The following is a 23,596-nucleotide window of genomic DNA, read 5'->3' as shown; positions in this document are numbered from 1 at the left end:
CCAACGCGGCGAGCGTGCGTGCTGGGCGGCGCGACGGGACAAAGCCTGCCGGGAGGGGCACTAGATTGAGGCGTATGCCCATATCTTCTGCCGCACCGCAGGTACCGCTCGTTCCACCCCGTGTGCTCACCGTCGCCGGATCCGATTCCGGCGGCGGCGCGGGCATCCAGGCCGACCTCAAGACGATGTTGTCGCTCGGCGTGCACGGCATGAGCGTGATCACCGCGGTGACCGCGCAGAACTCGCTGGGCGTCCAGGGTGCATGGGAGCTGCCCGTGGAGGCGGTACGCGCCCAGTACCGCAGCGTCGTCGACGACATCGGCGTCCAGGCTGTGAAGACCGGCATGCTCGCGTCGGCCGCCCTCGTCGAGACTGTCGCCGCACTGCTCGCGGGAACGGACGCCCCCGTGGTCGTCGACCCGGTGGGGGTCTCCAAACACGGTGATCCACTGCTCGCTGCCGAAGCCCTCGATTCCGTGCGGACGAAGCTGCTGCCGGTCGCCACGGTGGCAACCCCCAACCTGGACGAGGTGGCGCAGCTCACCGGCGTGACGGTCACGGACGAGACCGGAATGCGGCAGGCCGCGGCGGAGATCCTGGGATACGGGCCGCGCTGGGTCGTCATCAAGGGCGGGCACCTGCCGGGCGAACCGGTCGACCTCCTCACGGACGGCACCGAGGAGCACTGGCTGCGCGCCCCCCGCCACGACAACCGGCACACGCACGGCACGGGCTGCACCCTCGCCTCCGCGATCGCCTGCGGGCTGGCCGGGGGTGACGACGTACCGACGGCCGTACGGGCCGCGAAGGCGTACGTCACCGGGGCGATCGCCGCGGGCTTCCCGCTGGGCAGCGGGATCGGCCCGGTCCGGCACGGCTGGCAACTGTAACGGCCCCCACGCGATGGGGAGACGGGCAGTGGGGGCGCACAGCAAAAAGCCGGTCCACCGAGGTGGACCGGCTTTTTGGGCAACCGGAAGGCTGCGCTACGACGGGAACGTCAGCGCGCGACCTTGCCGGCCTTGATGCACGAGGTGCAGACGTTGAGCCGCTTCGGCGTCCGACCGACCACGGCACGCACGCGCTGGATGTTGGGATTCCAGCGACGGGACGTACGGCGGTGCGAGTGCGAAATGTTGTTGCCGAAGCCCGGCCCCTTGCCGCAGACGTCGCAGTTGGCAGCCACGGGTCACTCCAAAGACTTCAGGTGCACTTACAGTGAATTCCGGCGCGCCGGAATCATTTGACTGAAGTGGCGGTACCGGAGGAAAGGCCCGACTCTCGTCGGGCAACCGAAGCAGCATACAACGGCCGCGTCGGTAGAACGAAACTACCATGGGTTTCCCCGCCGTCTGCCCTGCCCCTGTCCCCGCCGGACGCACCGGGCGGGACTAGTCTGCGGTTCAGTCAGCCCGCACGGCCGCTCTCCAGGAGGAACACCAGGTGCCGCAGACCGCCGACGACATGGACGCCGTCGCGGTGCGTGCCTGGTGCTCACTGGCGCTGGAGGCGTTGGGCCGGGAGCGTGAGGCGATCGACGCGATCAACGTCTACCCCGTCGCGGACGGGGACACCGGCACCAACCTCTATCTGACGGTGGAATCGGCAGCGGCCGCCGTCGAGGCGGTCTTCGCCGCCCACGAGACCGGTACGTCCGTGCCCGCTCTCGCCGATGTCGTACGGGCGATGGCACACGGGGCGCTGATCGGCGCCCGCGGCAACTCCGGCACGATCCTTGCGCAGCTGTTGCGCGGCATGGCGGGGGTGCTGGCCGACGGGCACGACTCGGACCATCTGCGCCGCGCCCTGACCCGGGCTGCCGAGGCTGCCCGGCAGGCCGTCGCGCACCCCGTCGAGGGCACGGTGCTGACCGTGGCCACCGCGGCCGCCGAGGCCGCCGGGCGCACGGCGGGCGACCCGAGACCGGAAGCGGTCGCGCAGGCGGCGTACGAAGGGGCGCGTACGGCACTGGACGCGACTCCCGGACAGCTCGCCGTCCTCGGGCGGGCGGGAGTCGTCGACGCCGGAGGCCGTGGCCTGGTGACCGTCCTGGGGGCGCTTGTCGAGGCGGTCTCCGGTGAGCCGCCCGCACGCGGGACCTGGGTGACGCCCGACATCGCCCCCGTGACCGTTGCCACCGCCGACGACTGCGCGGCAGGCGGACCGGCGGACGGACCCGCTTTCGAGGTGATCTATCTCCTGGAGGCCCGGGACGACGCCGTCGACCGGCTGCGGGCCCGGCTCGACGGGCTCGGCGACTCACTCGTCGTGGTCGGCGGCGACGGGCTGTGGAACGTCCACGTCCATGTCGACGACGCCGGTGCGGCGGTGGAGGCCGGAGTCGAGGCCGGGAGGCCGTACCGGATCCGGATCACCCACTTCGGCGCCGACCGGGTCCACCCCCATCTCAGCGAGCCCGCGCAGCGCGGTGTCGTTGTGGTGGTCCCGGGCGACGGGCTCTCGGGGCTGTGCACGGAGGCCGGCGCGACCACGGTGCTCGCCCGCCCCGGGGAGCCGCCCGCCAGCGGTGAGCTGGTCGACGCGATCCGTCGCGCCCACGCCCACGAGGTGGTCCTGCTGCCCAACGACGCGGAGCTGCGCCACACGGCCGCGGCGGCCGCGGAGCAGGCCCGTACGGAAGGCATCCGGGTCGCGCTGATCCCGACCCGCGCCGCCGTCCAGGGCATCGCGGCGCTCGCCGTCCACGAACCGGACCGCAGCTTCGACGAGGACGTGGTGGCGATGACCGCCGCGGCGGGCGCCACCCGGTACGCCGAACTGGCCGTCGCCGAGCGGCAGTCGTGGACCATGGCGGGCATCTGCCAGGCCGGCGACATCCTGGGGCTGATCGACGGCGATGTGGCGGTCATCGGCGAGGACGTGCCCGGCACGGCCCGGGCCGTCCTCGACCGGATGCTGTCGGCGGGCGGTGAACTCGTGACGCTGGTCCTGGGCGAGGACGTGCCGGACAGCCTGGCGGAGGCACTGCAGGAGCATGTGCGCGAGGGGTACCTGGCGGTGGACACGGTGGTGTACCGGGGCGGCCGCCAGTGCGCTCCGCTGCTGATCGGGGTGGAGTAGGGGGGACGCGCCCCGGGCGTACGCGCCGACCGGCTGACGGCCCGCGTCTCGGCCGCGACGACGGAGCACGCCGGCAGCCCGATGCCGAACCGGCCGAGGAAGCCGGGCAGGCGTTTCCGACCAGGGGATTCCGGTGGTGCGGGCGACTTCTGTCAGTGGCGTGGTGTGCAATGGATCGCGTGTCCGCGTTCGATGAACCCCTGAAGAAGCTGCTCGGCGGTGCCACCGCGAAGGTGATGGCCGAGCACCTCGACCTGCACACCGTCGGTGATCTGCTGCACCACTACCCGCGGCGGTACGAGGAGCGCGGCCAGCTCACCGCGCTGGCCGACCTCCCGCTGGACGAGCACGTGACCGTCGTCGCCCAGGTCGCCGACGCGCGGATCATGATGTTCAACAACGGCAGGGGCAAGCGCCTGGAGGTGACCCTCACCGACGGCAGCGGCCGGCTGCAGTTGGTCTTCTTCGGCCACGGCGTGCACAAGCCGCACAAGGAGCTGCTGCCGGGCCGCCGGGCGATGTTCGCGGGCAAGGTTTCCGTCTTCAACCGGAAGATGCAGCTCGCGCACCCCACGTACCAGCTGCTCGACACGGCGGACGCCGACGAGGCCACGGAGGCGGTGGACGCCTTCGCCGGGCGGCTGCTGCCCATCTATCCCGCCTGCAAGCAGCTCGACTCCTGGCGGATCGCCAAGGCCGTCGACACCGTGCTGCCAAGCGCCCGGGACGCGGTCGACCCGCTGCCGCTCCCGCTGCGCGAGGGGCGCGGCTTCACCCCGCTGCCCGAGGCGCTGCTCAAGATTCACCGCCCGCAGACCAAGGCGGACATCGCCGACGCCAGGGACCGGCTGAAGTGGGACGAGGCCTTCGTCCTCCAGGTCGCGCTCGCCCGCCGCCGGTACGCGGACACCCAGCTCCCGGCGGTGGCACGCAGACCCAGGCGCGAAGGGCTGCTCGACGCCTTCGACGCCAAACTGCCGTTCACCCTCACCGAGGGCCAGGAGAAGGTCTCCGAGGAGATCTTCGACGACCTGGCGACCGAGCACCCGATGCACCGGCTGCTGCAGGGCGAAGTGGGGTCCGGGAAGACCATGGTCGCGCTGCGCGCCATGCTCGCCGTCGTCGACGCGGGCGGACAGGCCGCGATGCTCGCCCCCACCGAGGTGCTCGCCCAGCAGCACCACCGCTCCATCACCGAAATGATGGGCGAGCTCGCCGAAGGCGGCATGCTGGGCGGCTCCGACCTCGGTACGAAGGTGGTGCTCCTGACCGGGTCCATGGGGACGGCGGCCCGCCGTCAGGCGCTGCTCGACCTGGTCACCGGCGAGGCGGGGATCGTGATCGGCACGCACGCGCTGATCGAGGACAAGGTGCAGTTCCACGACCTGGGGCTGGTCGTCGTCGACGAGCAGCACCGCTTCGGAGTGGAACAGCGCGACGCGCTGCGGTCCAAGGGGAAGCAGCCGCCGCACCTGCTCGTGATGACCGCCACCCCCATTCCCCGTACGGTCGCGATGACGGTCTTCGGCGACCTGGAGACGTCCGTCCTGGACCAGCTGCCGGCGGGCCGATCGCCGATCGCCAGCCATGTCGTGCCCGCCAAGGACAAGCCGCACTTCCTCAGCCGCGCTTGGGAACGGGTCCGCGAGGAGGTCGGGAACGGGCATCAGGCATACGTCGTCTGTCCCCGGATCGGTGACGACGCCGACGACGAGGCCGAGAAGAAGAACAGGAAGAAGGCCGCGGAGAAGGCGGCCGAGGAGGACGGGGAGAAGCGCCCGCCGCTCGCGGTCCTGGAGATCGCCGAACAGCTCGCCGAGGGTGCCCTCGCCGGTCTGCGCATCGAGGTGCTGCACGGCAGGATGAACCCCGACGACAAGGACGACGTGATGCGGCGCTTCGCCGCGGGCCACGTCGACGTCCTGGTCGCGACGACCGTCATCGAGGTCGGGGTCAACGTCCCCAATGCCACCGCGATGGTGATCATGGACGCCGACCGGTTCGGCGTCTCCCAGCTCCACCAGCTCCGCGGCCGGGTCGGCCGCGGCTCCGCCGCCGGTCTCTGCCTGCTCGTCAGCGAGGCGCACGAGGCGAGCCCCGCCCGCGCCCGGCTCTCCGCCGTCGCCGCCACCCTCGACGGCTTCGAACTGTCCCGGATCGACCTCGAACAGCGTCGCGAGGGCGATGTCCTCGGCCAGGCCCAGTCCGGGGTCCGCACTTCCCTGAGGATGCTCTCCGTCATCGACGACGAGGAGGTCATCGCCGCGGCCCGCGAGGAGGCCGCGACGATCGTCGCCGCGGACCCGGACCTGGACCGCCTGCCGGAGCTGCGCACCGCGCTGTCCGCCCTGCTCGACAAGGAGCGCGAGGAGTACCTCGACAAGGGCTGAGGACGGGGGGCACGCACGGGGCCCCCGGGCCTCGGCGGGCCGGACGCCATATCGTGGACGCACGGCGCCCGTCCCACCCCGGCGGGCCACCCCCCGACCCGAGGATCAGACACCCATGACCCGCGTGATCGCCGGCTCGGCCGGCGGACGCCGCCTGGCCGTCCCGCCCGGCACCGGCACCCGCCCCACCTCGGACCGCGCACGCGAGGGCCTGTTCTCCACCTGGGAAGCCCTCCTGGGCACCCTGGAGGGCATCCGAGTCGCGGATCTGTACGCGGGCTCCGGCGCCGTCGGCCTCGAAGCGCTCTCCCGCGGCGCGGTGCACGCCCTGCTCGTCGAGGCCGACGCCAAGGCCGTTCGCACGGTCCGGGAGAACGTCCGTACGCTCGGTCTGCCCGGCGCCGAAGTCCGTACCGGCAAAGCCGAACAGATCGTGACAGGACCGGCGCCCGCGGACCCGTACGACGTGGTCTTCCTCGATCCGCCGTACGCCGTCACCGATGGCGATCTTGGCGAGATACTGCTCACACTCCGTGCTCAGGGCTGGCTCACGGACGATGCCCTCGTCACCGTGGAACGGAGCACCAGGGGCGGAGAATTCAACTGGCCCAAGGGATTCGAGCCACTGCGGGCCCGTCGCTACGGCGAGGGAACGCTTTGGTACGGTCGCGCCGCCTCTACGTGCGAAGACGCACGATGACCGCACCGGAGAGCGAGGGACTCAAGTTGCGCCGCGCCGTCTGTCCGGGGTCGTTCGACCCCATCACCAATGGACACCTCGACATCATTGGCCGTGCCTCGAAGCTGTACGACGTCGTACATGTCGCGGTGATGATCAACCAGTCCAAGAAGGGCCTGTTCACGATCGACGAGCGGATGGAGCTGATCCGTCAGGTCACCGCGGACTTCGGCAACGTCGAGGTCGAGTCCTTCCACGGCCTCCTGGTCGACTTCTGCAAGCAGCGCGACATCCCGGCGATCGTGAAGGGCCTGCGGGCCGTCAGCGACTTCGACTACGAGCTGCAGATGGCCCAGATGAACAACGGCCTCTCCGGCGTCGAGACGCTCTTCGTGCCGACCAATCCCACGTACAGCTTCCTGTCGTCCTCCCTGGTCAAGGAGGTCGCGACCTGGGGTGGCGACGTCTCGCACCTGCTGCCGCCGCTGGTCCACGAGGCACTTGTCGAACGTCTCGCTCGGCAGTGATGCACTGACAGTCCGTCACCCGGTGTCGGACGGGCGCCGACTGGCCGTACAGTCGTCCCGTCCGTCTCCAATCAGCAGTAGAGAGTGGCGAGCACACGGTGGACGTGCAGAAGAAGCTCGACGAGATCGTCGAAGCGGTCGGGAACGCCCGGTCCATGCCCATGTCGGCGTCGTGCGTGGTCAACCGCGCCGATCTGCTCGCCATGCTCGAAGAGGTGCGTGAAGCCCTCCCCGGCTCACTCGCCCACGCCCAGGAGCTCATCGGCGGCCGGGAGCAGATGGTCGAGCAGGCCCGGCAGGAGGCCGAGCGGATCATCGAGGCCGCCCACGCCCAGCGCGGCTCACTGATCTCCGACACCGAGATCGCCCGGCAGTCCCGGACCGAGGCCGATCGCATCCTCGGCGAGGCCCGCCGGGAGGCCGACGAGGTACGCGCCGAAGCCGACGAGTACGTCGACAGCAAGCTCGCCAACTTCGAGGTCGTCCTCACCAAGACCATCGGCTCCGTCGACCGCGGCCGCGAGAAGCTCCTCGGCCGTGTCCAGGGCTTCGACGAGCAGGGGTACGACGACCCCGACTTCGCCGAGGCCCCCGAGCGCAGCGCCGACCCGGAGACGCTCCGGCGCCGCGCCGACGAGTATGTGGACGCCAAGCTCGGCGCGTTCGAGGCCGTGCTCGCCAAGACCCTGGAAGCGGTCGGCCACGGCCGGCAGAAGCTGCACGGCCGGGTCGCCACCGACGAACTCGGCGCGCACATGGCCGCCCAGGACGCCTCGGGCAGCCAGGGCCACACCAGCGACGAGGACCACTGGGCCGGTCTCGCCGAGCTCGCCACCCCGGAGCCGCAGCCGGTGTCCCAGCCGCACTTCCCGGCACAGGCGCAGCCGGGCTATGCGGAGACGTACGCGTACCAGGAGCAGCCGCAGCAGGACATGTACGGGTACCAGCAGCAGCCGGACCCGTACGCCACCTATCAGCAGCAGGGCTACGACGAGGGCCGGGCGCAGCCGCAGGGGTACGACGGCTGGCAGCAGCCGATGCCGACGCACCAGCCCCTTCAGCCGCAGGGTGAGAGCGCCCTCGACGAGACCAGCCTCTTCGACACCAGCATGATCGACATCGATCAGCTCCGCCGGTACGAGCAGGAGCGCTGACCGGGGCGCCCCGGACACAGACCGAACGCGACCGGTTCCGGCCGGTTCGGGACCGGAATCGGACCCGGTTGGGAGCAGGGTAACGCGTCAAGTATCCTGGTTCTTCGGTCGCGCGTACGTCTGCGATCCCGGCTGCCCGCTTCGACTCCGATCCGGTCGGCCCCTCCCCACGGTGCGCTGTGCGCCATGCATACGATTTCGAAAGCAGGAAAAGCCCTGAACGGCCACCTCGACCACCGAAACCCTCTCGTGTTCGATACGCACGAGCTGGGTCGGCGTCCCGGTGCCCTCCTGCGGCTGACCCGCTCGGTGGACGCGCCCCAGGACCTCGGTATCGACGGGGTCATCGGTGTGCCGGAAGGCGCACCCGTGGAGCTGGACCTCCGCCTCGAATCGGTCATGGAAGGGGTGCTTGTCACAGGCACCGCCCGTGCGTCGGCCGAGGGGGAGTGCGTAAGGTGTCTGGAGCCGCTGCGCCAAGAGGTTGTGGCGGACTTCCAGGAGATGTTCTCGTACCCTGACGCCGATGACCGGGGCCGCGTCAAAGCGGAACCGGCCGACGACGCCGAGGACGACGAGGACAGGCTCTTCGTCGAGGACGGCTTGTTCGACCTCGAACCAGTGCTGCGTGATGCGGTGGTGCTCGCACTGCCGATGCAGCCGGTGTGCCGGGAGACCTGTGCCGGTCTGTGTTCCGAATGCGGGATCAGGCTGGACGAGAACCCCGGTCATCACCACGATGCCGTCGACATCCGTTGGGCGGCATTGCAAGGACTCGCCGAGACCGTTCAGGACGGCGAGAAGGACAACATGGGCGGCGCCGAAGCGGGCGTCGACGAGAAGCAGGAGAAGTAGCCGTGGCTGTTCCGAAGCGGAAGATGTCGCGCAGCAACACGCGCCACCGCCGGTCGCAGTGGAAGGCTGCGGTCCCCACCCTGGTTTCGTGCGAGCGTTGCCAGGAGCCGAAGCTGCAGCACATCGCGTGCCCCAGCTGCGGCACGTACAACAAGCGCCAGGTCCTCGAAGTCTGAGCGGCTGGTGAGAGGCCCGATGTCTGAGTTGTCCCACGCCAAGAAGCAGGCAGACAACGTCAACACAGCCTCGTCCCACACGCTTCTGGAAGGGCGGCTCGGGTATCACCTTGAGTCCGCCCTTCTGGTGCGTGCGCTGACCCACCGTTCGTACGCATACGAGAACGGCGGCCTGCCCACCAATGAGCGGCTCGAATTCCTCGGGGATTCGGTACTCGGCCTGGTGGTCACGGACACGCTGTACCGCACCCACCCCGACCTGCCCGAAGGCCAGCTGGCCAAGCTGCGGGCCGCGGTGGTCAACTCGCGCGCACTTGCGGAGGTGGGTCGCGGCCTCGACCTCGGCTCCTTCATCCGGCTCGGCCGGGGCGAAGAGGGCACGGGTGGCAGGGACAAGGCATCCATCCTCGCCGACACGCTGGAAGCGGTGATCGGCGCGGTCTATCTCGACCAGGGACTCAGTGCGGCCTCGGAGCTGGTCCACCGGCTCTTCGACCCGCTGATCGACAGGTCCTCCAATCTCGGCGCCGGCCTGGACTGGAAGACCAGCCTCCAGGAGCTCACCGCGAGCGAGAGCCTCGGAGTCCCCGAGTACCTCGTCACGGAGACCGGCCCGGACCACGAGAAGACCTTTACTGCTGCTGCTCGCGTCGGTGGTGTCTCGTACGGCACCGGCACCGGCCGTAGCAAGAAGGAAGCGGAGCAGCAGGCGGCGGAGTCCGCCTGGCGCGAGATCAGCGCCGCTGCGGAGCAGCGGGAGGCGGCGGCGAAGGCCGCAGCCGACGGAGGGGCCGCCGACACCCCTGCCGACCCGGTGTCGTCCACGGACGTCACTCCGGCCTGACCCGGGAACCCCTCGGTGCCTCGCGCACCGGGGGGTTCTTCCTGTCCGGACCCGGGCGTGACCGCACAGTCACGTCCCGCTGTGTCCGGTGGACCAGGGTCGTGCACCCCCTAGAATGTTCAGTCTCTTGAGGAGTCACTCCGTGCCCGAGCTGCCTGAGGTCGAAGTCGTACGGCGCGGTCTCGATCGCTGGGTCACCGGCCGCACGGTCGGTGAGGTCGAGGTCCTGCACCCGCGCGCGGTCCGCCGCCATCTCGCGGGTTCCACGGACTTCGTGGCCCGGCTCAGCGGCAGCCGCTTCGGTACGGCCATGCGCCGCGGCAAGTACCTGTGGGTTCCGCTGGACGACGACGCCTCCTCGCTCCTCGGCCACCTCGGCATGAGCGGTCAGCTGCTCGTACAGCCCCAGGACACCCCCGACGAGAAGCATCTCCGGATACGGATCCGCTTCGACGACGCCCTCGGCACCGAGCTGCGCTTCGTCGACCAGCGAACCTTCGGCGGGCTCTCCGTCCACGAGAACACCCCGGACGGGCTGCCCGACACCATCGCGCACATCGCCCGCGACCCCCTGGACCCCGCCTTCGACGACGCTGCGTTCCACAGAGCTCTGCGTCTGCGCCGTACGACGGTCAAGCGCGCCCTGCTCGACCAGTCGCTGATCAGCGGCGTCGGCAACATCTACGCGGACGAGGCGCTCTGGCGCACCAGGCTGCACTACGACCGGCCCACCGCGACCCTGACCCGGCCCAAGTCGGCCGAACTGCTCGGCCATGTCCGCGACGTGATGAACGCGGCGCTCGCTCAGGGCGGCACCAGCTTCGACAGCCTCTACGTCAATGTGAACGGCGAGTCGGGCTACTTCGACCGGTCGCTCGACGCGTACGGGCGAGAGGGAGAGCCCTGCCACCGGTGCGGCACGGCGATGCGTCGTCGCCCGTGGATGAACCGGTCCAGCTACTACTGCCCGAGCTGTCAGCGGCCGCCGCGCACCAACACCCCTAGAGCGTGACCCCGCGCGCCTCGTCGTAACGGCTGCGGGCGTCGAGGACCTCGGACATCCGGCCCTCGACGAGCTGGATCAGCCCGAGCAGCCGGCCGGCGACCTCGCGTCCCAGCGGGGTCAGCTCGTAGTCGACGCGCGGCGGATTGGTGGGTTGCGCCTCCCGGAGGACGAGGCCGTCCCGCTCCAGCGCGTGAAGGGTCTGGGAGAGCATCTTCTCGCTCACCCCGTCGACCCTGCGGCGCAGCTCGTTGAAACGGGCGCCCGTCTCGTAGAGCGCGGTCAGCGTCAGGCTGCCCCAGCGCCCGGTGACGTGCTCCAGCGTGCCGCGCGAGGGGCACTGCCGGGAGAACACGTCGAAGGCCAGGCTGTCGGCGCCGTCCCGCGGGGTGGTCTCGTCCATGAAAAACAGCTTACGCCCGCACAGTGCTCTCTTTTGGAGCGCGCTGTGCGGGCGTAAGCAGGCAGGAGGGGGCTCATGCGGTCGGTTCGGGGCCGGCCTGCGACATTCCGACTTCGACCGCGCGATGATCTCGGCACGTGCCGCCGATGTCGCCGCCCCGTCAGCCGCGGGGTCCTCTCCTGCCAAGAGCCCCACCGTTGTCCTCCTTGCGTACGCTCCTTGGCGAAGAGGGCCGGTTGATCTGATAGGGGCTGAGACCTTCCCCGAAATCATCGGCATTCCTCAAGTTTTCGCCGCTTCGGGAGGAACGCTCGGCCCGTGGTCCCTGCTGCCGTGCCCGAGACCGACGGCGCGCGTCCCACCAGACGAGGCCAAGCAGAACAGCGACTACGACCACTGCTATACCGACGGGGAAAATCCAGCGCACAGCCGTAGCGGCCACTGTGATGTCACTGATGGACACCGGGCTCACAAGATGGCTCATCTGGCCCACGTCCTCCCTGAGGGGATTCCACGCTCACAAAGCGAGGCAGAGGCTTCCACTCATCGGAGAGAGCCCGCGTTGGCCGGAGCCGCGGGAAACTCGGATCCCGCCGCCCTCGACGGGATCGATCTCGCAGGGCTCGCCTGAATCGGACGTCCGGCAGGGCTCAAGCTCCCTGACAATTCTACGGCGCGGAGCCGTACGGGGGCCGCTCGGCGCCGCCCGACCTCGGCGGCCGTCGAGCGAGACCGTGCGCGGGCCGCGGTGGACACAGTTCGGGCCGCCTCGGTTGCCGATAACGGCCCCGAGACGGCCCGAGAAAGCTGTCAGGTCGCCGACCTGCGGAAATCTCAGAAGCCGAAGTCCTGGGTCCACCAGGGGCCGCCGGAGCCGAAGTGCACTCCCACGCCCAGGGTCTTGTAGTCGCAGTTGAGAATGTTTGCGCGGTGGCCCTTGCTGTTCATCCAGGAGTCCATCACCGCCTGTGCGTCCGCCTGGCCGCGGGCGATGTTCTCGCCGCCGAGCCCCTTCACACCGGCCTTCGACGCGCGGTCCCAGGGGGTCCGGCCGTCGGGGTCGGTGTGGTCGAAGAAGCCGCGGGCCGCCATGTCGTCACTGAATTTCTGGGCGAGCGAGGTGAGCGGCGCACTGGCTGTGACCGGGCTGCAGCCGACCTTCGCACGCTCCTGGTTGACCAGCGCGAGCACGGCAGCCTGGGCGGAGGTGTCGCCGGCCGGGGTCGTGGCCCTGAGCGCCGGAGCTGCCGCCGATGTCGTCGGCGCCGCCGAGGTTGTGGCGGAGGGCGCGGAACCGGTCGTCCCGGCCGCCGCGGGCGCCTTCGCCTTCTCCGTCCGCTCGGCCGTCTTCGACGGGGAGACGGACGGCGTGGCGGAGGTGCTGGGGGAGCCCGACCGCTCTGACTTCCGGGGCCCCGCGGAACGCTCGGTGCTGCGGCCGGCCTCGGCCGACGCGATACCGCGGTCGGCCGGAGCGGTGGTGGAGCCGCCCTGCGTCAGCAGGTCAGGTGCTCCCTGGGGGCGGATCTGGTCGGTGGCTCCGCCACCGGTCACGTGGTACGTGCCGCCGCCGGGCAGCAGACCCGAAGCCACGGCCACGGCTCCGACGGCCATCGCGGCGGAGACGCCGATCAGTCCCGTACGCACGGGCATGCCCGACCGCTTCCTGCGGCGCGTGCCGCGGCGCGCGCGGGCCTTCGCGGCCGCGGACGTGTCAGCGGCCGAACCTGCCACGGGACCTGCGGCGGAGCGTCGATGGCGTCCCATCTGCTGTCCCCTTCTGACGGTCTGGACGCCAGGATCGGCGTCCATACGCCTCACCCGATCGAGTGAGGCTCTGGTTTCGACGGGACTGTACGCCATGGCTCAACGGGGCGAAGTGACCGTTGAGCAATTGCCCGGATAGCGTTCGGCCATGAACGAAGATGTACGACTCACCGCCTGGGTACGCGGCCGAGTACAGCAAGTAGGGTTTCGCTGGTTCACCAGGGCAAATGCTTTGGAGATCGGTGGCCTCACCGGATTCGCCCTCAATCTTGACGACGGTCGAGTACAGATTGTCGCCGAGGGGCAACGTGAGAATTGCCACCGGCTGCTGGAGTGGCTGCGCTCGGACGACACACCCGGACGCGTGGATGGAGTCACTGAGATCTGGGACACCCCGCGCGGCGGTTACGAGGGGTTTGCGATCCGCTGATCCCGTTCTGAATAAGGTCCCAATTCGGGGTCGTGTTCGGACCGTGTTCGACGGGCGGCGAGCGGTGACGATGCGGGCCGCTCATCTGCGTACACATGAAATGACCTGCGGAAGGACCGGATGGTTGCCAAGATTCGGTTGTCGTGCCAGGCTGCGGCAGTAAGGATGATCTCCACGCCCCTCAGGGCCCCGCAGGAGAGTCGCGCCGCGTGATCGTCAAGCCGCGCGCCCCCGGGGTACCCGCGTCTACGGGGTGTGATCGTGTTGACCGTCAAACTTTTTGGTGAGACGCTGAAATCCCCGCGCACCTCAGCTGTTTGGCAGAGCTCTTTGGCAGCAGAACCGCAGTGATGACAGAGCACTGCCGAGCACCGCGGGTGCGATTCCCTCACGACCCACACCGCATCGGTCGGTCACTCAGTGTGGAGGACCATCCATCATGGCAAAGGCGCTTCTCGGTTACGTCGGCGGTTCCGACCCGCGACTCCTCGCCGAGATGCGACGGCTCCAGCAGCGCGTCCAGGACCTGGAATCCGAGCTCGTACGGATCCAGGACGAGAACGACGCGCTCAACGCCGCCGCCCAGCACCAAGAGTCGCTGCTCGACAGCATCGACATCGACGTACCCCAGGCGGAGCCGGCGCTGACCTGACCGAGGGCCCACAGGGGCCGGTCGGGCTGCTCGCGTCAGCCGTCTGAGTTCATCACCGGATCGTCACCGGATCATTGAAGATCATCACTGTGATCTGTCGCCTTCTTGATCCGCCGCGTTCTTTGATCCGTCACGCAGCACTGCACAAGATTTGCAAGGGGCGCTTCGGCGTCCCTTCTTTCTTTTCCCCCGACCGCGACAGACCCGCCCCGGACGTACCCCCCTTCCCTTACCGTCTGATGTGCCCTGCACCTTCATCAGCGAAACCGAGAGCGAAAGGTAGAGTCCGGCGGCGTGCATCTCAAGGCCCTGACCCTGCGTGGTTTCAAGTCGTTCGCCTCCGCCACGACCCTGCGGTTCGAACCGGGGATCACCTGCGTCGTCGGTCCCAACGGTTCGGGCAAATCCAATGTGGTGGATGCGCTCTCCTGGGTCATGGGTGAGCAGGGAGCCAAATCCCTGCGCGGCGGCAAGATGGAAGACGTGATCTTCGCCGGCACCACCGGGCGGCCGCCGCTCGGACGCGCCGAGGTGTCGCTGACCATTGACAATTCCGACGGTGCGCTGCCCATCGAGTACGCCGAAGTGACGATCACGCGGATCATGTTCCGCAACGGCGGCAGCGAATACCAGATCAATGGCGACACCTGCCGGCTCCTCGACATCCAGGAACTTCTCTCCGACTCCGGTATCGGCCGGGAGATGCACGTCATCGTCGGACAGGGCCAGCTGGACTCCGTACTCCATGCCGATCCGACGGGGCGCCGCGCATTCATCGAGGAAGCCGCCGGTGTGCTCAAGCACCGCAAGCGGAAAGAGAAGGCGCTGCGGAAGCTGGACGCGATGGGCGCCAATCTGGCCCGGGTCCAGGACCTCACGGACGAACTGCGGCGGCAGTTGAAGCCCTTGGGCCGGCAGGCGGCCGTCGCCCGGCGGGCCGCCGTCATCCAGGCCGATCTGCGCGACGCGAGGCTGCGCCTGCTCGCCGACGACCTGGTGCGGCTGCACGACGCGCTGCGCGGCGAGATCGCCGACGAAGCGGCGCTGAAGCAGCGTCGGGAGGCGGCGGAGGCGGAGCTGAAGGCGGCCCTGACGCGTGAGGCGGAGCTGGAGGACGAGGTGCGACGGCTGGCGCCGCGCCTGCAGCGGGCCCAGCAGAGCTGGTACGAGCTGTCGCAGCTCGCCGAGCGGGTACGCGGCACGGTCTCGTTGGCCGATGCCCGGGTGAAGAGCGCCACCGCCGCGCCCGAGGAGGAGCGGCGCAGTACGGGATTCAGGGACCCGGAAAGCATGGAGCGCGAGGCCGCCCGGATCCGGGAGCAGGAGGCGGAACTCGGGGCCGCGCTGGAGGCGGCGGAACACGCGCTGGAGGACACCGCTGCCCACCGGGCCGAGCTGGAACGGGAATTGGCGGCCGAGGAGCGCAGACTCAAGGACGCGGCCCGGGCCATCGCCGACCGGCGCGAAGGGCTCGCGCGGCTGACCGGGCAGGTCAACGCGGCGCGCAGCCGGGCCGGTTCGGCTCAGGCGGAGATCGACCGGCTGGCCGCCTCGCGTGACGAGGCGCAGGAGCGGGCGGTCAGGGCGCAGGAGGAGTACGAGCAGCTCAAGGCCGAGGTGGAGGGGCTGGACGCCGGTGACGCGGAGCTGGGCGAGCGCCACGACGCCGCCAAGCGGGAGCTCGTCGAGGCGGAGTCGGCCCTCTCCGCCGCCCGGGAGGCCGCCACCGGCGCGGAACGGAAGCGGGCGGCGGTCTCGGCCCGGCACGACGCCCTGGCCCTGGGCCTGCGCCGCAAGGACGGCACGGGTGCGCTGCTCGCCTCGCGCGACAGCCTGTCGGGCCTGCTCGGCCCGGCCGCGGAACTGCTGACGGTGGCCCCGGGCCACGAGGTGGCGGTCGCGGCGGCACTGGGCGCGGCGGCGGACGCGGTCGCGGTGACGGACCCGGCTACGGCAGCGAACGCCATCCGGCTGCTGCGCAAGCAGGACGCGGGGCGGGCGGCGTTGTTGTTGGGGGGTGCGGGTGCGCCCGAGGCCGATACGGGGCAGGCGCCCGTCGAGGGCGGGGCCGCGACGGCGGACCTGCCCGGGCAGGGCTCGGCGCCCGCCGGGGCCGGGGACGTCCCGGGCCGGACCGCCGAGTTCGGTGTGCGGCACGTACCGGGGCCGGCTGCGGGGCAGGACCGGGCGGACCGCACCGGCGCGGCGCATGCGCCCGGCCACCACACCGGCCACGTACCCGCGCCGGGTCCGGCTCCCGCCCCCGGTGTCCCGTCCCACGGCCCCGCCGGTTACCCCGAGGCAGCCGGTCACGTGCTCCGCGCCGCGGCCCCGGATGCCCCGCCCGCAGTCGCCGATCTCGTCCGGGGGCCCGCTGAGCTGATGGCTGCCGTGCGCCGGCTCGTGCGTGGCATGGTCGTCGTTCCCACCCTGGAGGACGCCGAGGATCTTGTTGCCGCGCATCCCGAGCTGACCGCCGTGACCGGTGAAGGAGACGTCCTCGGGGCGCACTTCGCGCACGGCGGTTCCGCCGGGGCGCCCAGCCTGCTCGAAGTGCAGGCCTCCGTCGACGAGGCCGCTGCCGAACTGGCGGACCTCGCAGTCCGGTGCATCGAGCTGGCCGAGGCCCAGCGGCTCGCGGGGGAGCGGCGCAGTGCCTGCGCCGTGCTCGTCGAGGAGCTGGGGGAGCGGCGCCGGGCCGCCGAACGGGAGAAGTCGGGGGTGGCCCAGCAGCTCGGCCGGCTCGCGGGGCAGGCCCGCGGCGCCGCGGGCGAGGCCGAGCGGTCGGCCGCCTCCGCGGCCCGCGCCCAGGAGGCCCTGGAGCGGGCGACCGAGGAGGCCGAGGAGCTGACCGAACGGCTGCTCGTCGCGGAGGAGATGCCGGTCGAGGAGGAGCCCGACAACTCCGTGCGCGACCGGCTCGCCGCGGACGGTGCCAATGCCCGCCAGACGGAGATGGAGGCCCGGCTCCAGGTCCGTACCCACGAGGAACGGGTCAAGGGGCTCGCCGGGCGTGCGGACTCCCTCGACCGCGGTGCCCGCGCCGAACGCGAGGCCCGTGCCCGTGCCGAGCAGCGCCGTGCCCGGCTGCGCCACGAGGCCGCGGTGGCCTCGGCCGTCGCCTCCGGTGCCCGTCAGCTCCTCGCCCACGTCGAGGTGTCCGTCGAGCGGGCCGGGCAGGAGCGGGTCGCCGCCGAGGCGGCGAAGGCGGAGCGCGAGCAGGAACTGATCGTCGAGCGTGGCCACGGACGCGAGCTCAAGGGCGAGCTGGACAAGCTGACCGACTCCGTCCACCGCGGTGAGGTGCTCGGCGCGGAGAAGCGGCTGCGGATAGAGCAGCTGGAGGCGAAGGCCCTTGAGGAGCTGGGTGTGGAGCCGGCCGGGCTGGCCGCCGAGTACGGTCCCGACCAGCTGGTGCCGCCGTCGCCCGCCGCGGAGGGTGAGGAGCTGCCGGAGGACCCGGAGCACCCGCGCAACCAGCCGAAGCCGTTCGTCAGGGCGGAGCAGGAGAAGCGGCTGAAGTCCGCCGAACGGGCGTATCAGCAACTCGGGAAGGTGAATCCGCTCGCCCTTGAGGAGTTCTCGGCGCTGGAGGAGCGGCACAAGTTCCTCTCCGAGCAGCTCGAAGACCTGAAGAAGACCCGGGCCGATCTGATGCAGGTCATCAAGGAGGTCGACGAGCGGGTCGAGCAGGTGTTCACGGAGGCGTACCGGGACACGGCCCGTGAGTTCGAGGGCGTCTTCTCACGGCTCTTCCCGGGCGGCGAGGGGCGGCTCATCCTGACCGACCCCGACAACATGCTGGCGACCGGCGTCGATGTCGAGGCGCGCCCGCCGGGCAAGAAGGTCAAGCGGCTCTCCTTGCTTTCGGGTGGCGAGAGGTCCCTGACAGCTGTTGCGTTGCTGGTCTCGATCTTCAAGGCCCGGCCGAGTCCGTTCTATGTGATGGACGAGGTCGAGGCGGCGCTCGACGACACCAATCTTCAGCGGCTGATCCGGATCATGGAGGAGCTCCAGGAGAGCTCGCAGCTCATCGTGATCACTCATCAGAAGCGGACGATGGAGGTCGCGGACGCGCTGTACGGCGTCTCGATGCAGGGTGACGGGGTCTCCAAGGTCATCAGCCAGCGGCTCCGCTGAGGCTTTACCAAATCTTCAAGTATTCAACACACTTTTGGGTGGTCCTGGGCAGATGTCTGCCACTGCCAGCCCCCACGTGAAAGTTGACTTCGAAACTTGAAGGCATAATCTCTGAGTCGTCGTTTTTAAGTTCAAGTGGTGGCGCCTGTGAAGGTATGCGCCACTTGGAAGAGTTCCCCCCACGCCTGACGACGCGGCCAGGCACCAGGAGTTCATGTGACCAGCACATCGCCGACACCGGGATCCGGAGCCCGCGCGGCCCATCCGGAGCACCTCGGCCACGTCATCTTCATCACGGCAGCCGCTGCGATGGGCGGCTTCCTCTTCGGCTACGACAGCGCTGTGATCAACGGCGCCGTCGAGGCGATCCGGGACCGCTACGGCATCGGCTCCGGAACGCTGGCCGAGGTGATCGCCATCGCCCTGATCGGCTGCGCCATCGGCGCCGCCACGGCGGGCCGTATCGCCGACCGGATCGGCCGCATCCGCTGCATGCGGATCGCCTCGGTGCTCTTCGCGATCAGCGCGGTCGGCTCCGCGCTCCCGTTCGCCCTCTGGGACCTGGCCTTCTGGCGGATCATCGGAGGCTTCGCCATCGGCATGGCCTCGGTCATCGGCCCGGCCTATATCGCCGAGGTCTCGCCCGCCGCCTACCGCGGCCGGCTCGGCTCCTTCCAGCAGGCCGCGATCGTCATCGGCATCGCCATCTCGCAACTGGTGAACTTCGGCATCCTCCAGCTCGCCGACGGCAAGCAGCGCGGAACGATCGGCGGCCTCGAGGCCTGGCAGTGGATGCTCGGCGTCATGGTCGTCCCGGCGCTTCTCTACGGCCTGCTGTCGTTCGCGATCCCCGAGTCGCCGCGCTACCTGATCTCCGTCGGCAAGAGCGAGCGGGCCAAGGAGATCCTCGCCGAGGTCGAGGGCAAGGAAGTCGACCTCGACGCCCGCGTGGCCGAGATCCAGACAGCCATGCACCGCGAGCACAAGTCCACCTTCAAGGACCTGCTCGGCAGTCGCTTCGGCTTCCTGCCGATCGTCTGGGTCGGTATCGGTCTCTCGGTGTTCCAGCAACTCGTCGGCATCAACGTGGCGTTCTACTACTCGGCGACGCTGTGGCAGTCGGTCGGTATCGACCCGACCGCCTCGTTCTTCTGGTCGTTCACCACATCGATCGTCAACATCATCGGTACGGTGATCGCGATGGTCCTGGTCGACCGAGTGGGCCGCAAGCCGCTCGCGCTCGCCGGCTCCACCGGTATGGCGATCGCGCTGGCCTGCGAGGCCTGGGCCTTCTCCGCCGATCTGATCAACGGCAAACTCCCCACCACTCAGGGTGTCGTCGCCCTCGTCGCGGCCCACGTCTTCGTGCTCTTCTTCGCCCTGTCGTGGGGTGTGGTGGTCTGGGTCTTCCTCGGCGAGATGTTCCCGAACAAGATCCGCGCCGCCGCGCTCGGTGTCGCCGCCTCCGCTCAGTGGATCGCCAACTGGGCGATCACCGCGAGCTTCCCGAGCCTGGCCGACTGGAACCTGTCGGGCACCTACATCATCTACGCATGCTTCGCCGTGCTCTCGATCCCCTTCGTGCTCAAGTTCGTGAAGGAGACCAAGGGCAAGGCGTTGGAGGAGATGGGCTAATCCCCGCTGCCCCTCTCCTCGACCACGCGTCCCCGGCCCGCGCCCGCGGACCGGGGACGCGTGGTCGTCCCTGCGTACGTCAGCCGGCGATCGCCTCGCAGAACAGTCGCAGGCTGCGCCACCCCTCCTCGACCGGCATCCCGCCGCACAGCGGATGCAGCACCAGGCTGTCGGCGTCCAGCGCGGCCAGCCGATCCGGGGTGACGATCCGGTAGACCCCTTCGTCCCGCAGCTCCGTCACCGTCGTGGCCGCCGAGCGCACGGCCGACCGGATGTCCTTCGACTGCCAGGAGGCGTAGGTCCGCGCCTCGTGCAGGAAGTGCTCGCCGTACCGGTCCCACGTCCGCTCCGGATCCTCCGACACATGCAGCAACGGTGTCCTCGCCGGCGGCATCATGCAGAAGCCCTCCGTCCCGTGCTCCGCGCGCCGCTCGTGGTAGTACGCCTCGAGTTCCGGCAGATGCGCGCTCGGGAAGAACGGCAGCCCCAGCCGCGCCGCCCGTCGCGCCGCGGCCCGCGAGCTGCCACCGACCAGCAGCAGTGGATGCGGCCGGGTGTACGGACGCGGGGTGACCCTGACGGTACGGCCGCGGTACGGGAACGGCTCACCGGTCCACGCCTGCAACAGGGTCTCCAGCAGCTCGTCCTGGAGCCGGCCGCGCCTGCCCCATTCGACGCCCGCCCGTTCGTACTCCTCGGGCCGGTAGCCGATGCCCGCGACCGTGACCAGCCGGCCCGCGCTCAGCAGGTCGAGGACCGCGATGTCCTCGGCCAGCCGCAGCGGATCGTGCAACGGTCCGATGATCGCCGAGACCGTGACCGCGATACGGCGGGTGGCGCCGAAGACCGACCCGGCGAAGACGAAGGGGGAGGGCAGCCAGGAATTGGCGGTGCCGTGGTGCTCCTCCGTCTGTACGGTGTCCACGCCGTGCGCGTCTGCGTACGCGGCCATCTCGAGCGCCGCACGGTAGCGGTCCGACAGGGACGCGGGGGTGGCATCGGGATCGACGAGATTGAACCGGACCACTGTGAAGGCCATGACGCGTGTCCCCTTCGCCGGGTGGGCTTGGCGAGGCGGGACAGTAGCTGACGCAGCGTCAGAAGTGTAGGGGTGTGTCGTCCTCGTGCCCGGCGGGCCGCGGCAGCAGTGCGTACAGTCCCCCGGAGACGGCGATCGTGGCCGCCCAGCCCAGACCGTTGCGGCCGATCCAGGTGGCGGCGAGCGGGCCGGAGAACCACCTCACGCCCGTGAACAGCAGCCCCACCGTCAGCCCCGCACCCCACGCCGCGACGGCGGGCACGGCGAAGCCGCCCGTGTACCAGTAGGCGCCTGCGGGACCGGTGTCCAGCAGCGCCGCCGCGTCGTACGTACGTCCCCGCAGCTGATCCACTCCGAATACGCCGATCCACGCCGAGAACGTCACGGCGAGCAAGGTCAGAAAGGAGATGAACGAATCCAGGAAACTCGTCGCCGCCATCATCAGCAGACTGCCCAGAAGGAGGCTGATCGCGGCATTCACGCCGACCGCCCAGATGCGAGGGAGAGTGAATCCCAGTGTCTGTGCGGCAAAACCGGCCGAATACATCGACATTGCATTGATCAGCACCATTCCGACCACGGCGGTCAGCAGATACGGCACCGAGATCCAGGCCGGCAGCGAGGCGCCGATGAAGGTGACCGGATCATTGCTGACCGCCAGGTCCGGGGTGGCGACCGCCATCACCGCACCCATGACCACCAACGGCAGAACGACGAGCGCCGCACCGCCCACCGTCGCCCCGACCACCGACCGGCCGGACGCGGTCCGCGGCAGATATCGCGTGAAGTCCGGACCGGTCGGCGCCCAGCTGATGCCCCCGGCCGCCAGCGTGCCGACGCCGGCGACCATCAGTGCCGTCGGACCCGCGGGGCGGTCCAGGAGGGCCCGCCACTGCGTTCCGATACCCAGATGGATCAGTACGAGGGCGCTGAATCCGCCGAAGAGGTAGGCCGACCAGGTGCAGCACAGCCGCAGCGCGCCCACGCCGAGTCCGGACACCAGGAAGCTGCTCGCGACAAAGGCCACGAGCGCCGCCATGATCGGCGCGGTGCCGGCCCTCACGGAGAAGAGCAGACCGCACACGGCCAGCAGGCCGTAGGCGCCGGTGACCGCGTTCACCGTCTCCCAGCCCCAGCGGGCGACCCAGATCAGCGCACCGGGCAGCAGGTTGCCGCGTTGTCCGAAGACGGCCCGGGAGAGCGCCAGGCCGGGTGCCCCGCCGCGCGTCCCGGCGATCGAGACCGCGCCGACCAGTCCGTACCCGATGACGGGCGCCGTGACTGCGACGAACGCCACCTGCCAGAGATTGAGGCCGCCGAAGACGATCAGTCCTGCGCCCATGACGAGCAGCAGCACGGTCATATTGGCGGCGGCCCAGGTGGGGAAGAGGGTGCGGACCCGGCCGGTGCGCTCACTGTCGGGGACGGGTTCCAGGCCGCGGGTCTCCACGAGCGGGATCGTACCTTTACCGCCAAAAGGGCCATAACGACCTGCCGGATCCCGGAGCGGTCCTCCGGGGCCGCCACCTGGCGGGTATGTGACTGATACTGGGTGGGTTATGGAATTCGTCATCCTTGCTGTAGTCATCGCCGCCCTGGTCGTGGCCGGCCTGATCAGCGGGCTCGTGGTCAGCGGCCGCAAGAAGAGGCAGCTGCCCCCGGCACCGTCGAGCACGCCGACCATCACTCCCGCCGAACCCCATGTCGGCGAGGAAGCCGAGCCAACGCGCGAGGAACCGCGCCGCACCATCGAGGAGGCCGGTCCTCCCGGCGTCGAGGCTCCCGCCGAGGAAGCCCCGGCAGTCGCCGAGCCGGCGGCGCCCCCAGTCCCCGCGCTGGAGATCCCGGAGCCCACCGCCGGCCGTCTCGTACGGCTGCGCGCCCGGCTCGCCCGCTCGCAGAGCACCCTCGGCAAGGGGCTGCTCACGCTCCTGTCCCGCGACAACCTCGACGAGGACACCTGGGAGGAGATCGAGGACACCCTCCTCACCGCCGATGTCGGCGTCACCCCCACCCAGGAGCTGGTGGAGCGGCTCCGTGAGCGCGTCCGTGTCCTCGGTACCCGTACCCCCGAGGGACTGCGGACCCTGCTGCGCGAGGAGCTCCTCACTCTGCTCGGCACCGACTTCGACCGTGCGGTCAAGACGGAGAGCGGCGTCGACACGCCCGGCGTCGTGATGGTCGTCGGCGTCAACGGCACCGGCAAGACCACCACCACGGGCAAGCTGGCCCGGGTCCTCGTCGCCGACGGCCGCAGCGTCGTGCTCGGCGCGGCCGACACCTTCCGTGCCGCCGCCACCGAACAGCTCCAGACCTGGGGCGAGCGCGTCGGCGCCCGCACCGTGCGCGGGCCCGAGGGCGGCGACCCTGCGTCGGTCGCCTTCGAGGCGGTGAAGGAAGGCATCGCCGAGGGTGCCGATGTCGTCCTCATCGACACCGCCGGCCGGCTGCACACCAAGACCGGACTCATGGACGAGCTCGGCAAGGTCAAGCGCGTCGTCGAGAAGCACGGCCCGCTCGACGAGATCCTGCTCGTCCTCGACGCCACGACCGGGCAGAACGGCCTGGTTCAGGCACGGGTGTTCGCCGAGGTCGTCGACATCACCGGCATCGTCCTCACCAAGCTGGACGGCACCGCCAAGGGCGGCATCGTCATCGCCGTCCAGCGCGAACTGGGCGTACCGGTGAAGCTCGTGGGTCTCGGCGAGGGACCGGACGACCTGGCCCCGTTCGAGCCGGAGGCATTCGTCGACGCATTGATCGGCGACTGACGGGCCGACCGCGGCTCCCTTCGCCCCCGAACGCCGGGCGGGCTCGACAG

General features: G+C 70.1%; 20 protein-coding genes. 15 read left to right on the top strand and 5 right to left on the bottom strand.

What is annotated here, in order from left to right; translation table 11 throughout:
* The first annotated feature begins 74 nt into the window (after positions 1 to 74).
* Complete coding sequence (gene thiD, locus ACFU6I_RS27675; RefSeq protein WP_384371592.1) at positions 75 to 890, top strand: bifunctional hydroxymethylpyrimidine kinase/phosphomethylpyrimidine kinase; 816 nt, start codon at positions 75 to 77, stop codon at positions 888 to 890.
* A 110-nt stretch (positions 891 to 1,000) separates the two neighbouring features.
* Here the strand turns inward: thiD and rpmB are convergent, their stop codons facing one another.
* Positions 1,001 to 1,186 (bottom strand): 50S ribosomal protein L28, encoded by a 186-nt coding sequence (gene rpmB, locus ACFU6I_RS27670; RefSeq protein ID WP_030928661.1) that lies wholly within the window; start codon positions 1,184 to 1,186, stop codon positions 1,001 to 1,003.
* Between the two features lie 257 nt (positions 1,187 to 1,443).
* Between rpmB and ACFU6I_RS27665 the strand changes: the two genes are divergently transcribed.
* From ACFU6I_RS27665 to mutM, 9 genes are all read left to right on the top strand, one after another.
* Entirely contained in the window at positions 1,444 to 3,081 is a 1,638-nt protein-coding gene (locus ACFU6I_RS27665) for a DAK2 domain-containing protein (protein ID WP_384371590.1), read from the top strand.
* A gap of 170 nt (positions 3,082 to 3,251) precedes the next feature.
* A complete protein-coding gene (gene recG, locus ACFU6I_RS27660; protein ID WP_384371588.1) occupies positions 3,252 to 5,471 on the top strand; it encodes an ATP-dependent DNA helicase RecG in 2,220 nt (739 codons plus the stop codon).
* A 115-nt stretch (positions 5,472 to 5,586) separates the two neighbouring features.
* Positions 5,587 to 6,171 carry a 16S rRNA (guanine(966)-N(2))-methyltransferase RsmD gene (gene rsmD, locus ACFU6I_RS27655; protein ID WP_384371586.1) on the top strand — a complete coding sequence of 195 codons (585 nt, stop codon included), beginning with the start codon at positions 5,587 to 5,589 and terminating at the stop codon, positions 6,169 to 6,171.
* A gap of 26 nt (positions 6,172 to 6,197) precedes the next feature.
* The gene (coaD, locus tag ACFU6I_RS27650) at positions 6,198 to 6,677 is read left to right on the top strand and encodes a pantetheine-phosphate adenylyltransferase (RefSeq protein ID WP_384371626.1); all 480 of its coding nucleotides are present in this window, start codon (positions 6,198 to 6,200) and stop codon (positions 6,675 to 6,677) included.
* Positions 6,678 to 6,775: 98 nt separating this feature from the next.
* Positions 6,776 to 7,831, top strand: coding sequence for a cell division initiation protein (locus tag ACFU6I_RS27645; protein WP_384371584.1), 1,056 nt, complete (start codon positions 6,776 to 6,778; stop codon positions 7,829 to 7,831).
* A gap of 186 nt (positions 7,832 to 8,017) precedes the next feature.
* Entirely contained in the window at positions 8,018 to 8,686 is a 669-nt protein-coding gene (locus ACFU6I_RS27640) for a DUF177 domain-containing protein (RefSeq protein ID WP_345510642.1), read from the top strand.
* 2 nt (positions 8,687 to 8,688) lie between these two features.
* Positions 8,689 to 8,862, top strand: coding sequence for a 50S ribosomal protein L32 (rpmF, locus tag ACFU6I_RS27635; RefSeq protein ID WP_003965982.1), 174 nt, complete (start codon positions 8,689 to 8,691; stop codon positions 8,860 to 8,862).
* Between the two features lie 19 nt (positions 8,863 to 8,881).
* The gene (rnc, locus tag ACFU6I_RS27630) at positions 8,882 to 9,706 is read left to right on the top strand and encodes a ribonuclease III (RefSeq protein WP_384371582.1); all 825 of its coding nucleotides are present in this window, start codon (positions 8,882 to 8,884) and stop codon (positions 9,704 to 9,706) included.
* Between the two features lie 142 nt (positions 9,707 to 9,848).
* Positions 9,849 to 10,718 (top strand): bifunctional DNA-formamidopyrimidine glycosylase/DNA-(apurinic or apyrimidinic site) lyase, encoded by an 870-nt coding sequence (gene mutM, locus ACFU6I_RS27625; protein WP_384371580.1) that lies wholly within the window; start codon positions 9,849 to 9,851, stop codon positions 10,716 to 10,718.
* Here mutM and ACFU6I_RS27620 read toward each other — a convergent pair.
* Together ACFU6I_RS27620 and ACFU6I_RS27615 are read right to left on the bottom strand one after the other, a co-directional pair.
* Complete coding sequence (locus ACFU6I_RS27620) at positions 10,708 to 11,112, bottom strand: winged helix-turn-helix transcriptional regulator (protein ID WP_384371578.1); 405 nt, start codon at positions 11,110 to 11,112, stop codon at positions 10,708 to 10,710. The two genes, mutM and ACFU6I_RS27620, sit on opposite strands and share 11 nt — an antisense overlap.
* An 834-nt stretch (positions 11,113 to 11,946) precedes the next feature.
* Positions 11,947 to 12,879, bottom strand: coding sequence for a CAP domain-containing protein (locus ACFU6I_RS27615; protein WP_384371576.1), 933 nt, complete (start codon positions 12,877 to 12,879; stop codon positions 11,947 to 11,949).
* A 148-nt stretch (positions 12,880 to 13,027) separates the two neighbouring features.
* On the opposite strand from ACFU6I_RS27615, the gene ACFU6I_RS27610 reads away from it, so the two are divergent.
* From ACFU6I_RS27610 to ACFU6I_RS27595, 4 genes are all read left to right on the top strand, one after another.
* Positions 13,028 to 13,309, top strand: coding sequence for an acylphosphatase (locus tag ACFU6I_RS27610; protein ID WP_345510636.1), 282 nt, complete (start codon positions 13,028 to 13,030; stop codon positions 13,307 to 13,309).
* 439 nt (positions 13,310 to 13,748) lie between these two features.
* Entirely contained in the window at positions 13,749 to 13,961 is a 213-nt protein-coding gene (locus ACFU6I_RS27605; protein ID WP_018551753.1) for a hypothetical protein, read from the top strand.
* 294 nt (positions 13,962 to 14,255) lie between these two features.
* Complete coding sequence (locus ACFU6I_RS27600) at positions 14,256 to 18,101, top strand: AAA family ATPase (protein ID WP_384371574.1); 3,846 nt, start codon at positions 14,256 to 14,258, stop codon at positions 18,099 to 18,101.
* 216 nt (positions 18,102 to 18,317) lie between these two features.
* Positions 18,318 to 19,736, top strand: a complete 1,419-nt coding sequence (locus ACFU6I_RS27595) for a sugar porter family MFS transporter (protein ID WP_384371572.1) — start codon at positions 18,318 to 18,320, stop codon at positions 19,734 to 19,736.
* Positions 19,737 to 19,815: 79 nt separating this feature from the next.
* Here ACFU6I_RS27595 and ACFU6I_RS27590 read toward each other — a convergent pair whose 3' ends face one another.
* Complete coding sequence (locus ACFU6I_RS27590) at positions 19,816 to 20,775, bottom strand: LLM class flavin-dependent oxidoreductase (protein ID WP_384371570.1); 960 nt, start codon at positions 20,773 to 20,775, stop codon at positions 19,816 to 19,818.
* Between the two features lie 58 nt (positions 20,776 to 20,833).
* Positions 20,834 to 22,225 carry a purine-cytosine permease family protein gene (locus tag ACFU6I_RS27585; RefSeq protein ID WP_384371568.1) on the bottom strand — a complete coding sequence of 464 codons (1,392 nt, stop codon included), beginning with the start codon at positions 22,223 to 22,225 and terminating at the stop codon, positions 20,834 to 20,836.
* Positions 22,226 to 22,334: 109 nt separating this feature from the next.
* Between ACFU6I_RS27585 and ftsY the strand changes: the two genes are divergently transcribed.
* Entirely contained in the window at positions 22,335 to 23,546 is a 1,212-nt protein-coding gene (gene ftsY / locus ACFU6I_RS27580) for a signal recognition particle-docking protein FtsY (RefSeq protein WP_384371566.1), read from the top strand.
* The last annotated feature ends 50 nt before the right edge of the window (positions 23,547 to 23,596 follow it).

Origin of the sequence: Streptomyces sp. NPDC057486 (assembly GCF_042802415.1) — a bacterium.
Taxonomy (GTDB): Bacteria; Actinomycetota; Actinomycetes; order Streptomycetales; family Streptomycetaceae; genus Streptomyces; species Streptomyces yanii.
The sequence above is the reverse complement of the archived record's forward strand: the minus strand, read 5'-3'. Positions and strand labels throughout refer to the sequence as shown.

Excerpts from the sequence above, each read along its gene's own strand:
- recG (WP_384371588.1), top strand. The coding sequence starts at position 3,252 with ATGGATCGCGTGTCCGCGTTCGATGAACCCCTGAAGAAGCTGCTCGGC.
- ACFU6I_RS27590 (WP_384371570.1), bottom strand. The coding sequence starts at position 20,775 with ATGGCCTTCACAGTGGTCCGGTTCAATCTCGTCGATCCCGATGCCACC.
- rsmD (WP_384371586.1), top strand. The coding sequence starts at position 5,587 with ATGACCCGCGTGATCGCCGGCTCGGCCGGCGGACGCCGCCTGGCCGTC.
- ACFU6I_RS27620 (WP_384371578.1), bottom strand. The coding sequence starts at position 11,112 with ATGGACGAGACCACCCCGCGGGACGGCGCCGACAGCCTGGCCTTCGAC.
- thiD (WP_384371592.1), top strand. The coding sequence starts at position 75 with ATGCCCATATCTTCTGCCGCACCGCAGGTACCGCTCGTTCCACCCCGT.
- ACFU6I_RS27640 (WP_345510642.1), top strand. The coding sequence starts at position 8,018 with ATGCATACGATTTCGAAAGCAGGAAAAGCCCTGAACGGCCACCTCGAC.
- ftsY (WP_384371566.1), top strand. The coding sequence starts at position 22,335 with ATGGAATTCGTCATCCTTGCTGTAGTCATCGCCGCCCTGGTCGTGGCC.
- ACFU6I_RS27615 (WP_384371576.1), bottom strand. The coding sequence starts at position 12,879 with ATGGGACGCCATCGACGCTCCGCCGCAGGTCCCGTGGCAGGTTCGGCC.
- ACFU6I_RS27605 (WP_018551753.1), top strand. The coding sequence starts at position 13,749 with ATGGCAAAGGCGCTTCTCGGTTACGTCGGCGGTTCCGACCCGCGACTC.
- rnc (WP_384371582.1), top strand. The coding sequence starts at position 8,882 with ATGTCTGAGTTGTCCCACGCCAAGAAGCAGGCAGACAACGTCAACACA.
- ACFU6I_RS27610 (WP_345510636.1), top strand. The coding sequence starts at position 13,028 with ATGAACGAAGATGTACGACTCACCGCCTGGGTACGCGGCCGAGTACAG.